The organism is Glycomyces tenuis DSM 44171 (genome assembly GCF_000427885.1).
In the GTDB taxonomy this organism is placed as follows: Bacteria; Actinomycetota; Actinomycetes; order Mycobacteriales; family Micromonosporaceae; genus Glycomyces; species Glycomyces tenuis.
This window is the reverse complement of the sequence record NZ_ATYW01000023.1, coordinates 91774-104278: the sequence shown is the minus strand read 5'-3', so window position 1 is coordinate 104278 and position 12505 is coordinate 91774. Positions and strand designations below refer to the sequence as shown.

At 72.7% G+C, this 12505-nt stretch carries 11 protein-coding genes; 9 read left to right on the top strand and 2 right to left on the bottom strand.

Translation table 11 applies throughout. The annotated features are described in order from the left end of the window. Window positions 1–65: 65 nt before the first annotated feature. The 8 genes from YWW_RS0121920 to YWW_RS0121885 all read left to right on the top strand — a co-directional run bounded on the left by YWW_RS0121920 (window position 66) and on the right by YWW_RS0121885 (window position 6991). Window positions 66–986 carry a daunorubicin resistance protein DrrA family ABC transporter ATP-binding protein gene (locus YWW_RS0121920; protein WP_026931793.1) on the top strand — a complete coding sequence of 307 codons (921 nt, stop codon included), beginning with the start codon at window positions 66–68 and terminating at the stop codon, window positions 984–986. Between the two features lie 11 nt (window positions 987–997). Continuing rightward, window positions 998–1822 carry an ABC transporter permease gene (locus tag YWW_RS0121915; protein ID WP_026931792.1) on the top strand — a complete coding sequence of 275 codons (825 nt, stop codon included), beginning with the start codon at window positions 998–1000 and terminating at the stop codon, window positions 1820–1822. A 139-nt stretch (window positions 1823–1961) separates the two neighbouring features. Continuing rightward, entirely contained in the window at window positions 1962–2438 is a 477-nt protein-coding gene (locus YWW_RS0121910) for a VOC family protein (protein WP_026931791.1), read from the top strand. A 10-nt stretch (window positions 2439–2448) separates the two neighbouring features. Continuing rightward, window positions 2449–2790: a YciI family protein gene (locus tag YWW_RS0121905; protein WP_026931790.1), complete on the top strand. Its 342-nt coding sequence runs from the start codon at window positions 2449–2451 to the stop codon at window positions 2788–2790. Continuing rightward, complete coding sequence (locus YWW_RS0121900; protein WP_026931789.1) at window positions 2787–3980, top strand: RNA polymerase sigma factor; 1194 nt, start codon at window positions 2787–2789, stop codon at window positions 3978–3980. The genes YWW_RS0121905 and YWW_RS0121900 overlap by 4 nt, the downstream gene beginning before the upstream one ends. 164 nt (window positions 3981–4144) lie before the next feature. Next, window positions 4145–5167, top strand: coding sequence for a hypothetical protein (locus YWW_RS0121895; protein ID WP_155830324.1), 1023 nt, complete (start codon window positions 4145–4147; stop codon window positions 5165–5167). 28 nt (window positions 5168–5195) lie between these two features. Then, window positions 5196–6314: a sensor histidine kinase gene (locus tag YWW_RS32225; protein ID WP_162145981.1), complete on the top strand. Its 1119-nt coding sequence runs from the start codon at window positions 5196–5198 to the stop codon at window positions 6312–6314. Next, window positions 6311–6991: a response regulator gene (locus YWW_RS0121885; RefSeq protein WP_026931787.1), complete on the top strand. Its 681-nt coding sequence runs from the start codon at window positions 6311–6313 to the stop codon at window positions 6989–6991. Before YWW_RS32225 ends, YWW_RS0121885 begins: the two co-directional genes overlap by 4 nt. 207 nt (window positions 6992–7198) lie before the next feature. On the opposite strand, the gene YWW_RS32220 is transcribed toward YWW_RS0121885, so the two are convergent. Together YWW_RS32220 and YWW_RS0121875 are read right to left on the bottom strand one after the other, a co-directional pair. Continuing rightward, the gene (locus YWW_RS32220; protein ID WP_162145980.1) at window positions 7199–8374 is read right to left on the bottom strand and encodes a GDSL-type esterase/lipase family protein; all 1176 of its coding nucleotides are present in this window, start codon (window positions 8372–8374) and stop codon (window positions 7199–7201) included. A 418-nt stretch (window positions 8375–8792) separates the two neighbouring features. Further along, entirely contained in the window at window positions 8793–9656 is an 864-nt protein-coding gene (locus YWW_RS0121875; RefSeq protein ID WP_026931786.1) for an SDR family oxidoreductase, read from the bottom strand. Window positions 9657–9822: 166 nt separating this feature from the next. Here YWW_RS0121875 and YWW_RS0121870 point away from each other — a divergent pair, with 166 nt between their 5' ends. Beyond that, a complete protein-coding gene (locus tag YWW_RS0121870; RefSeq protein WP_026931785.1) occupies window positions 9823–12495 on the top strand; it encodes a helix-turn-helix transcriptional regulator in 2673 nt (890 codons plus the stop codon). Window positions 12496–12505: the final 10 nt, after the last annotated feature.

Here is a 12505-nt window from a genome sequence, read left to right as displayed (position 1 = left end):
TTCTAGTACTCTCATTTGTATACTCTGAGATGTACTTGATAAAGTTCACTAAAGGGGAAGTCGCCATGGCCTCAATAGTTCAGGTTGCTGAGCTGCGAAAACGCTTCGGCAAGGAGGTGACCGCGCTCGGCGGCGTCGATCTCGACGTCCCGGCGGGCGGCGTGTTCGCGTTGCTGGGTCCGAACGGCGCGGGCAAGACCACCCTCATCCGGGTGCTCGCCACACTCATCGAGGCCGACTCGGGCACCGCCCGCGTCGCAGGTGCCGACGTCGCGGCCGAGCCGGCCGCGGTCCGCGCCGCGATCGGCCTGGCCGGGCAGTACGCCGCGGTGGACGAGTACCTCACCGGCGCCGAGAACCTCGAGATGGTCGGCCGCCTCTACGGGCTCGGCCGCCGTGAAGCCCGGCGACGCGGCGAGGAGGTCCTCGAACGGTTCGGCCTGGCCGAGGCCGCGGGCCGCTACGCGAAGACCTACTCCGGCGGCATGCGCCGCCGCCTCGACCTCGCCGCCTCGCTCGTCGGCCGCCCAGCGCTGCTGATCCTCGACGAGCCGACCACCGGCATCGACCCCGCCAGCCGCCGCGATGTATGGGACATGATCGAGCGCCTCGTAGACGGCGGCACGACCGTCCTGCTCACCACGCAGTACCTCGAAGAAGCCGACCGTCTCGCCGACCGCATCGCCGTCATCGACCGGGGCCGCATCGTCTCCGAGGGCACCGCCGACGAACTCAAGGACCGCACCGGAGGCGCCGTCATCGCCCTCGGCCTCGCCGCCGCCGACCGCGACAAAGCCGCCGCGACACTCACCGGCGCCGTCCCCGAGGGCGACACCGGCCTCCACATCCCCGCCCCGAACGGCTACGCCGACCTGCGCACCACCGTCGATGCCCTTGTCGCCCAAGGCATCGAACCGACCGCCGTCGCGCTGCGCAAGCCGACCCTCGACGACGTCTTCCTCGAACTCACCGCCGCCGCACGCTGAAAGGCCCCGCCATGACCGCCATCGCCGCACCCGCACGCCCGGGCCTGACCCGCCTGATCACCGACACCGCCGTCATCACCCGCCGCAACCTGCGCCACACCCTCAGAATCCCCGGCGTCCTGCCGCTCTCGGCGGTCATGCCGGTCATCTTCATCCTCATGTTCACCTACGTCTTCGGCGGCGCGGTCACCGCCTCGCTCCCGCCCGGCGCCGAGGACGCCTACGTCAACTGGCTCATCCCCGGCCTGATCGCCCAGTTCGCGCTCTTCTCAGGCGCCAACACCGCCGCGGGCATGGCCGACGACCTCCAGAAGGGCTCGGTCGACCGGTTCCGGTCGCTGCCCATGGCCCGCCTCGCCGTCCCCGCCGGCCGCACCGTCGCCGACCTCACCCGCGCCCTGTTCACCGTGCTCGTGATGCTCGGCGTCGGCGCGCTCATCGGCTTCCGCTGGCAGACCGACCTTCTCCACGTCCTGGCCGCCATCGGGCTCGTGCTCGCCTTCGCCTTCAGCGTCGCCTGGATGATGGTCACCGTCGGCCTGCTGATCCGCTCCGCCGAAGCCGTCCAGGCCGCGGTCTACATGCTCGTGTTCCCCCTCGGCTTCACCAGCGCCGTGTTCGTCCCGGTCGAGACCATGCCCGGCTGGCTCCAGACCTTCGCCGCCCACCAGCCGGTCACCGTCGTCGCGGGCGCCATGCGCGGCCTCATGCTCGGCCCCGACGCACTCCCGGCGGGCCACACCGTCACCGGCGACATCCTGTGGACCCTCGCCTGGTCCGCGGCACTCGTGGCGGTGTTCGCACCGCTCGCCACCCGCGCCTACGAACGCGCCTGACCCCGGGGTGCGGTCCGGCCCGAACGCCGGCGCCGAGCGCTCCCGGAGAGGACGGAATTTCGTGTCGCGGCGTTGTCGAAACCGGGGCCCGCCCATTCGTCTCGACTATGAGAGACCATTCCAGCGAAGGAGCAGACCCATGTCACCGACAGCCGATCCCGACCCGATTCCATCCACCTATCCGCGCGTGACGCCCGCCCTGGTCGTGGACGGCGCGGCGAAGGCGCTCGAGTTCTACCGCGAGGCCTTCGGCGCCGCCGAGCGCATGCGCGTCCCCGGCCCCGGCGGCACCCTCGCCCACGCCGAGATCCAGATCGGGGAATCCGTGGTCATGGTCGACGATGCCTCTCCGGCCGTCGGCACCCAGGCCCCGCCTCCGGGCGGGATCAGCGGCACGCCGTGTTCGCTGTTCGTCTACGTTGAGGACGTCGACCGCGTCGTCGCGCGGGCCGTCGAACGCGGCGCGACGCTCCTCGGCGCGGTCGAGGACCACTTCTACGGCGACCGCACCGGATCCATCGTCGATCCCTGGGGGCACGCCTGGACCGTGGCGACCCATGTCGAGGACGTCGACGACGACGAGATGACGCGTCGGCTCGCCGAGCTGCAGGACTAGGAGGAAGCACATGAAGTACGTGCTGATGTTCGTCGAGACCGAGCAGTACGCCGCCGAGCTCGAGGCCATGGCGCCGGACGACCGCGACCGCGCCTACGCCCTGGTCGGCCGGTGGATGGACGAGCATGCCGACAAGATCCGAGAGCACCGCAAACTCATGCCCGCGCACACCGCCACCACCGTCCGCCTCGACCGGGCGACTCCGGTCGTGACCGACGGGCCCTTCGTCGAAGGCAAGGAAGTCGTCAGCGGCTTCGTCGAGGTCGACGTCGCCGACCTCGACGAAGCCTTGGGCATGGCCCGGTCCTGGCCCGGCTGCCCGACCGTCGAGATCCGGCCGCTCGAGTCGTGACCGACCCGGCCCGCGACGAGCTGGCCCGCGCCGTGCGCGAGCACGCGGGCCGGCTCGCCGCCGTCCTCGTGCGCCTGATCGGCGACTTCGCCACCGCCGAAGACCTCGTCCAGGACGCCGTCCTCACCGCTCTCCAGCGCTGGCCGGTCGAAGGCGTGCCCGACCGTCCGGACGCCTGGCTGTTCACCGTCGCCCGCAACCGCGGACTCGACCTGCTGCGCCGTGAAGGCAATCACCGCGCCAAACTCGCCCAACTGCAATGGCCGGTCCGCACCGAGCCCGACGACCGCCTCCGCCTGATCGTCACCTGCTGCCACCCGGCCCTGCCCCGCGCCGCGCAGGTCGCGCTCACCCTCCGGGTCGTCTGCGGCCTGACCACCGCCCAGATCGCCCGGGCCTTTCTCGTCCCCGAATCGACCGTCGCCCAGCGCATCACGCGCGCCAAACGCAAGATCGCCGACGCGGCCATCCCCTACCGCCTCCCCGCGGACGAGGACCTCACCAGCCGTATCGGCGAGGTCCGCACCGTCATCTACCTCCTGCTCAACGAGGGCTACCTCGCCACCGCCGACCACGCCCACTCGCACCGCCTGGTCGAGGACGCCGCCTGGCTCGCCGCCCTCCTGCACGAACTGGTCCCCGACGACCCCGAGACGGCGGGCCTGCTCGCCCTCGTCCGCCTGCACCGGGCACGCACAGGGGCCCGCTTCACCTCCGAAGGCCGCATCGTGGTCCTGGCCGACCAAGACCGCTCGCAGTGGGACCAGACCGCCATCGCGGAGGCGACCGCCCTGCTCGCCCGCGCCGCCGGGCGCCGAGCCCCCGGCCCGTATCAGCTCCAAGCCGCCATCGTCGCCTGTCACGCCGAGGCCGCGGACTGGGCCTCCACCGACTGGGAGCAGATCGTCCTGCTCTACGACATGCTGCTCCATCTCGCCCCCTCGCCCGTCGTCCGGCTCCACCGGGGCATCGCCCTGCGGTACACCAAGGGGCCCCGAGCGGCCTTGGCCGAGGTCGACACGATCGCCGACGACCTCGAAGGCCACCATCTCCTCCACGCCACCCGCGCCGAACTGCTCCGCGCCCTCGGCGATGCACGCGCCGCCGAGGCCGCCGACGAACGCGCGCTGGCCCTCACCGCCAACCCCGCCGAGCGGACCCTGCTCCAAGAACGGCTCCATTGGACTTGAACCACTCGTCGGCGTCCAGTCGTGGAAGCCGATCTCGCCGGGGGCGCGAATGGGTTTCGCTCGGCAAGAGCGCTTCCGAGTATGCCTCCGGGCATAGTGGCCGCTGCCGAAGATCCGACCGTGGAGGGTCGAGATCGGCGCCGCTCGCCAATACGTTCGGGACCATGACCACAACGAGTACGAAACGCGGGCGCGGCATGGGCGCCGCGGCGCCGGTGGCGGCGCTGATGGTGCTGTCGCCGATGCTGGCGGAGCTCCCCAGCGGCGCCATGCGGCCCACCGACTTCCTTTCGCCGATGATCTTCTTCCCCTTCACGATCGTGGTGTACGGCCTGCCGGTGCTGGCGCTGCGCGAGATCGCCGCGCGGCTCGGCCTCGGCGCCACCGGCCTGTGGGTCCTGGGCATGGTCTACGGCGTCTTCAACGAAGGGCTGTTCTCCGAGACCTTCTACTACCCGCTGGAGAGCTCGCTCCCCGAATTCGCCGGCTACGGACTGGTGGGGGACCTCCAGGTGCCGTGGATGACCTACATCCTCCCCTGGCACGGCCTGTTCTCGGTGCTGCTGCCGGTGATGGTGGTCGACCGGCTCTTCCCGCGCCGCAGCGGAAGGCCGTGGTTCTCCGCGAAGACCACAGTGGTCCTCACGGCGGTGACGGCCGCGCTCGGCCTGGCGAGGTTCATCCTGAACGGCGAGGACATAACCGTCCACAGCGGATCGGTATTCGCCTTCCATCTGGCCGTCCTGTGCCTGCTGGCGGCCGCCCTGTCCGTGGCCGCGGTGCGGCTGCCGCGGACCCCGCGAATGACGCCCGGGCAGGACGGTCGGGCGCGGCTGTGGCGGTCCTTCGCGGTCGGAGCCGGGCTCTACGCGGCCGGCTTCCTCGGCATGGTGTTCCTGGCCTCCGCGGGAGCCCCCTGGCTCCTGCCGGTGGCTTACGGCGTCGCGGCCGTGCTCGCCGTCGTGTGGGCCTCGACCCGCGTGCGAGAGGTCAAGCGCTCCACGGTGCTGGCCTTCACGCTCGGCTGCCTCGCCCTGGAGGCCGCGGTGATTCCGCTCTTCGTGCAGGGGATCCTCGCCGGAGACGCGCAGTCCCTGGCGACGGGGGCGGTGGTCGCCGCCGCCGCGGCGTTCGCGATGGTCCGCCTGGGAGGCCGCAGCGGCCTGTCGGCCCGAACCGCGCTCTAGAGTGCGAGTCATGCAAGCGGTTCGGGCAATGACCGCGCGTCACCCGATGGCGACGGACGCGGGGATCGCGGTCGCGGTCGCCGCGGCGAACGTGCCGCAGACGGTCGGCGCCGACGTCGCGGCGGGCGGTTGGCTGTGGTTCGCCGCGGTCCACCTGCCGCTGCTGTGGCGGCGACGGGCGCCTACAGCAGCATTGTGGACGGTCTTGGCGCTCGTCGCGGCGGCTTGGTTCGCAGGGCCGGGCGGCCTCACCTACCCGGTGGTCGTCGCGCTGGCCGCCGTGTACGCCGCCGCCCGGTTCCGTCCCTGGAAACGGTGGTGGGCAGGCGTCGCGGCCCTCGAAGCCGCCTTCGTGGCCGCCGCCCTCCAGGGCGATCTCGGCCGGACCGACCTGGTGGCGCTCTCCTTCGCGCTCGCCGCGGTCGCCTTGTCGGGCACGGCGCTCCGGTCGCACTATGCCCACCGGGCGGACCTGGCCGAACGCGACCGGCAGCGGGCCGGCCTCGCCCTCGCCGCGGAGCGCAACCGGATCGCCGCCGAACTGCACGACATCATCTCCCACAACATGGCGGTGATGGTCGCCCTCGCCGACGGCGCCGGGCTCACCGCCGCCGACTCGCCGAAGCGCGCCGCCGAGACGCTGGGCACGATCGCCGACACCGGCAGGCAGTGCCTGGACGAGATGCACCGCTTGGTGACGGTGCTCCGCGGCGACGAGACCGACAGTGAGACGACGCTGGCGCCCCAGCCCGGTGTCGACCAGCTCGACGAGCTGCTGGAGCGCGTGGGCGACACCGGATTGCGGGTGCGCCTCGAACGCGGCGGCACCCCGGTCCGGTGCGGCGCCGGTCTGAGCCTGACGGTCTACCGGCTCGTGCAGGAGGCACTGACCAACACTCTCGCGCACGCCGGGCCCTCGGCCTCGGCCACCGTGCGGCTCGAATACGGCGAGGGGCACATCGATCTGAGGGTCACCGACCGCGGCGGCCGGCCGCCGGGCCCCGCCCCGCACGGGCGGGGCCGCGGGCTCACGGGCATGGCCGAGCGCGCCGCCGCCTACGGGGGCCGTCTCGAGGCCGGACCGCTGCCGGACGGCGGCTGGGAAGTCCGCACCAGACTGCTCATCGTGGACCGGAGGTCCGCATGACGGTCCGCGTCATGCTGGTGGACGACCAGCCGCTGCTGCGCCAGGCGTTCCGAATGATCCTGGAGACCCGAACGGACGTCGAAGTGGTGGCCGAGGCCTCCGACGGCGCCGAGGCGATCGACGTCGCCGGGCGGTGCCGCCCGGACGTCGTGCTCATGGACGTCCGCATGCCCGTCCTCGACGGGATCGGGGCCACCGCGTCGATCGTGGCCGCCGATCCCGGCATCCGGGTGCTCGTGCTGACCGTGTTCGACAACGACGAGAACGTCTACGCCGCGCTGCGGGCCGGGGCCAGCGGCTTCCTGCTGAAGAACGCCCGGCCCACCGAGCTCTTCGACGCCGTCCACGCCGTCCACCAAGGGAACGCCGTCGTGGCCCCCAGCCTGACCCGGCGGCTCCTGGACACCTTCGCGGCCCACTTGCCCGACCCGGCGACCGGCGTCCGAGAAGACCGGCGGCTGCGGGCGATGACCGACCGGGAACGCCAGGTCGCGATCCAGGTCGCACGCGGGTTCACCAACGCCGAGATCGCGGAGCGCCTGGACATCGCGCCGGGCACGGTGAAGATCCACATCGGCAGGATTCTCGCCAAGCTGGGCCTCCGCGACCGGGTCCAACTGGCGATCCTCGCTTACGAGACCGGACTGGTGCACCGCGGGCAGACCCATCACGACTGAGGCGCGAGGTCCTGCTCGACGCGCCGCAGGCCGGTGCGGTGCCGGGCCTGGGAGTCAGTCGCCCGCGACGTCGCGCAGGCAGGTGAGCACGGCACGGACGCGGCGGTGAGCCGCGGCGTCGTCAAGGGCCTGTAGCCCTCAACCGACGCGAACGGAGGCCGGGCGGCGAGCGCCGCCCGGCCTCCGGTGCTCCTAAAGCCGATCTCCTCACACCGGACTGTCGCAGGCGAAGGCGCGCGCGGCGGTCTCCGCCATGGCGTCCAGGCACTCGCCCATCTTCTGCTGTCCGTAGAAGTTCGGGTGCATGGACTCCTGCTGCTGGCCCTGGGCGAGACCCGACACGATGAACCGCGCCCATTCGCTCTCGGCCTTGGGCAGCGGGTTCTGGAGCGTGTTGCCGCTGGCGGACTGCTTGACGCCCTTGGCGCAGACCTCATGGCCCTCGAGGGCGTCTTGGAGATCGAGGAAGTCCACCCCGCCGACGCTCGCCGCCGCCTGCTCGTGCGACTCGGCGAGCGCGGGTATGAGGGCGTCGCGGGCCCAGTCCGAGTCGTCGTTGAAGAAGGGGCATCCGCCGGTGTAGAGCCGAGAGTACTTCTCCCCGTACCGGTTGTCCTCTCCCCTCGGGATCGGCGAGGGATAGCTCTGGAGGACCAGGCGATAGTCCGAGTCGTTGTAGCCGGCGTCGCCCATGGTGTCCTGGACGGCCATGAGGACCTGTTCGACCTTGGTCCTCATGGTGTCGATCCGGTCCGGCATCTGCGGCCCCACGGTTTCGTTGCAGTGCTGCCCTTCGGGCACGACGCTGAATACCCTGGCGCAGTCCGCGATGACCTTGCTGAAGCCGATGTCGTTGCCGCCGATGGACAGCACGATGAGTTTGATGTCCTTGGCGGCGGCATGGTCCGCGAGCTGCTCGATCTGCGGCCGCTCGCCTTTGAACGACGTGCGGAGGATGTCGGCGGTCGTCGCTCCCGAGCAGGCGATGTTGAGGCGGTTGTCCTCAGCGATGTCGAAGGACTGCCCGTTGACGCGGACGGTGCTCAGGTGGTGGATCTCCGCTCCGGCGGAGCGGTTGCATCCGTTGGCGTACGACGATCCGTAGACCCTGGTCGCGTCGTAGGAGCACGAGGTCTCCCACAGTTTGCAGTCGTATGCGGCGAGGTCGGTGCCGTACCGGCTGCCGAACACGGTGTTGCCGTTGCCCCGCCAGCGGCCCGCCTCCCCCGAGATGAAGCTGTCGCCGAGGGAGATGACGGCCGGTTCCTTGGCGCGCGTCGGGGCGGCCTCCTCGGCGAGGGCCGCCGACGGAACGGCGAGCAGCGCACCGAGAAATGCGACGACCGCGCCCGTCGCCCACACCAGCGCCGACGACTTGCGCATTCGCATTCCCGTCATCTGCCACCCTCCCGCATCGAGGCCGCGCGGCCGCTGGGGCCGAGGAACGTCACGTGGCGTTCCCGCGGCACTTGGTCGACGGCGAGACGTGCATTGCCTGCGCTCATGGCGATTCCTCTCGTGTGCAAGGCGTGCCGGTACGGCCGTGCGGCCGTCCGCCGGCGGTGGACACTGGAGGTCAGGTCGATTCCTCGGGGCCTCTCAGCCGTGGTGCAGGCCTGAATCGGCGAACGGAGGCGCTGCCGCAAGTGGACCGCCCTGGCCCCGACACAGTGGACCACGGCTGTGAGGCCGCCGCCATCGGTTCCGATACCGCCGATTGTCGAAAATCCGACAGGCGGAGGCGAGAGAACGAGCAATATTCCCGGCTTGTTCTGCTCTCCCCTCTGGAGGGTCGGGGCCGTCAGCTCGCGTGTCCGTCGGCCGCGGCGAACGCGGCCGTGTGGTCGCGGGCGAAGTCGGCGATGTCGCGCGCGGGGCGCCCGGTGAGGTCGGCGACGGACGTGTGCACCTCGGCGGCTTCACCGCGGGCGTAGTGGGCGTAGTCCTCGACCAGGCCTTCGAGCTGCCAAGGCGGCAGCATCCCGGCCAGCGAGGCGGCGAACCGCTCCGGAGTCGCCTCGTGGAAGGCGATGTCCCGCCCGGTGGCGGCGGTGAGCGCCTGCGCGATCTGGCCGTGGGTCACCGCGCGGGGCCCCGTCAGCGTGTAGGTCCGGCCGGCGTGCCCGGCGCCGGTCAGCACGGCCGCGGCGGCGTCCGCGATGTCCCTGGTGTCGACGAGGCTGACGGCGGCCTCGCCGATGGGCGCGGCGAACCGGCCCTGGGCGATGGCGGGGGCGAACGCGAGCAGCCCCTGCATGTACAGGTTGGGGCGCAGCACGGTGTGATCGAGGCCGAGGCCGCCCACATGGGCTTCGACTTCGGCGTGCCAGCGCAGGAACCGCACCGGCGAGTCGGCGCGGGCCGCGTACTGCGACAGCACCACGAGCCGCCCCACGCCGGCGTCGCGGGCGAGGTCGGCGAACCGGATCTGGAGCGCCGCGGCGTCCTCGGCCGAAGGGCTGTTGAGGAAGGCCGCGTCGACGCCTTCGAGCGCCTCGGCGACCGATTCGGGATCCCGCAGGTCGGCGACGACGTTCGCGGCGCCCGGAACGGCGCGGCCGCGGGTCATGGCGCGGACATCGACGCCGCGGGCCCGCAGGGCGGGCACCAGCGCGGCGCCGACGGTTCCGGTCGCGCCGGTCACCAGGACGGTGGGCGTGTTCATCGTTGTGCGTCCTCTCCTCGAACGGGCGGGCGCTGTCCGCTCCCGCATGGCTCCACCCTCGCGCGGAGGCGTCCCCGCTCGCATCGGTGAAAACCACTTAGTTCCGGGCCGCCGCCGCTGTGCGCCGGTGCGTCGCGATGACGGCCTCTCACTTATGGTTGGCACCATGCGCACGAGGACACCGGGCTCGCTCGTCGGCAGGCGCGACGAGACCGAGCGCCTCCTGTCCCTGGTCGGCGCCGCCGACCGGGGCGAGGGCGGCGTGCTCGTCCTCCGCGGCGAGCCGGGCATCGGCAAGAGCGCACTGCTGGACCACGTCGAACACGCGGCCCCCGAGCGGTTCCAGATCATCCGCGCGTCCGGGGCGGAGTTCGAAGGAGAGCTGCCGTTCGCGGCGCTGCACCAACTGTGCGTGCCGGTGCTGGCGAACCTCGATGCGCTTCCGGCCCCCTACCGCCATTCCCTCCAGGTGGCGTTCGGGCTGGCCGAGGGCGCGCCCGAGCCGTTCCGCGTCGGCCTGGCCGCGCTGGAGCTGCTGGCGGCCGCGGCCGCGGAACGGCCGCTGCTGTGCCTCGTCGACGACGCCCACTGGCTGGACGACGCCTCGGTGAGGGCCCTGGTGTTCCTGGCCCGGCGCATCGCCGCCGAGCCGATCGCGATGGTCCTCGCCGCCCGCGACACCGGGGCCGCCGGCGGGCTGGACGACCTTCCCGGGCTGGCCGTCGGCGGTCTGAGCGAGGCCGAAGCGCGGGCGCTGCTGGCCGAGGCCAAGGCCGTGACGCTCGACGAACGGGTGCGCCAGCGCGTCCTCGCCGAGGCGAGCGGCAACCCGCTGGCCCTGATCGAGCTGCCGAAGGCCGGCGGTTTCGAGCTGCCGACGCCCTCGCCCGTCGCGAGCCGGATCGAGCGGAGCTTCCGGGCCAGGATCGCCGAACTGCCCCCCGGCGCGCGGCTGCTGCTGGCCCTCGCGAGCGCCGACCCCACCGGCGACCCGAGCCTGCTGTGGAGCGCGGCGGAAGCGCTCGGCATCGACGTGCCCGCCGCGCGCGCCGCGGCGGAGGCGTCCGGGCTGGTGCGGTTCGGCACGCGCGCCCGGTTCTGCCACCCGCTGGCGCGCTCGGCCGCATACCGCGCGGCCGAACCGGACCGGCGGCGCGCGGCGCACCGGGCACTGGCCGAGGCCACCGACCCGGAGGCCGCACCGGACCGGCGGGCCTGGCACCGCGCCCAGGCCACCGCCGGACCGGACGAGGACGTCGCGGCCGAGCTGGAGTCCTCGGCCTCGCGCGCCCAGGCGCGCGGCGGAGTCGCGGCCGCGGCCGCGTTCCTGGAACGCGCGGCGGCGCTGTCGCTCGACCCCGACAGACTGGTCGAGCGCACCATCGCCGCCGCGAAGGCCACCGTCGAGGCGGGGCGGGCGGACGCGGCGGCGGACCTGCTGTCCGGCATCGACACCGAGACCCTCGACGACGAGCGGCACGCCTCGATCGACCTGCTGCGCGGGCAGATCGCCTTCGTCTCCGGCGAGGACGGGGCCGCCAGCGGGCCGGAGTTCATCCTGAGAGCGGCCCGGCGGCTCGCCTCCGTCGACCCGGAGCGGTCCCGCGAGCACTTCGTGACCGCACTGGAGACGGGGCTCGTCGTCAGCAGGGCCGCCGGGGTGATGGACCGGGTCCTCGACGCGGCCCGCACGGCGCCGCCCGCGCCGAAACCGGATCTGCTCGACGCGCTGGTGCTGCTGAGCGCCGAAGGGCACCGCTCCGGCCTGCCCGCGCTGCGGAAGGCCCTCACCGGCGACGACGCCGACTGGACCCGGGTGCCCGCCCTGGCCACCATGGTCGCGGGCGAACTGTGGGACATGGACCTGCACACGGAGGTCGTCGACTGGCTGGTGCGGACCGGGCGGGACACCGGATCGCCGCTCACCGCCCGGCTCGGCCTCTCACAGGTGGCGATGGCCGCGGTGCTCACCGGCGACTTCGGGAAGGCGATGGCCGCGATCGCCGAGGAGGAGGCGATCGCCGAGGCCCTCGGCGACGTGCCGCAGATGTACCCGAGAGTGCACCTGGCGGCGATGCGCGGCCGCCGCCGCGAAGCCGTCGAGCTGTTCGCCGACGCGACGAACCGGGGCATCGGCCAGCTGGTCGCGCACGCCCCCGGCCCCGCGGCCGTGCTCTACAACGGACTGGCCGAGTACCCTGCCGCGCTGGAGGCCGCCGCGCGCGCCGCCGAAGGCGGCGGCCTGCTCACCGGCCTCGTCCTGCCCGAACTGGTCGAGGCCGCGGTCCGGTGCGGCGAGCGCGCCGCCGCGGAGGAGGCGCTGGAGTCCCTGCTCCGGCGCACCGAGCCCGCCGGAACCGCCTATGCCCGCGGCGTCGCGGCGGGCGCGAGGGCACTCGTCCACGGCGCCGAGGACGACCACCGGGAGGCCGTCGAGCACCTGACGGGCACCCCGCTGGCGCCGGACCTCGCGCGGGCGCACCTGCGGTACGGGGAATGGCTGCGCCGCGAGGGCCGCCGCCGCGACGCGCGCGACCACCTGCGCACCGCGCACGAGCAGCTCTCGGCGATCGGCATGGAGGCCTTCGCCCGGCGGGCCGCGGACGAACTGCGCGCGACCGGGGAGGCGGCCCGCAGCCGCTCCGAACACGCTCACAACCGGCTGACCATGCAGGAGATGCACATCGCGCGGCAGGTCGCCACGGGCGCGACGTCGAAGGAGGTCGCCACGCGCCTGTTCATCAGCCCGCGCACAGTGGACGCGCACCTGCACAACATCTTCCGCAAACTCGGCATCACCTCGCGCCGCCAGCTGCGGAACATGCCCGAGCTCCACTGACGCGCACCGG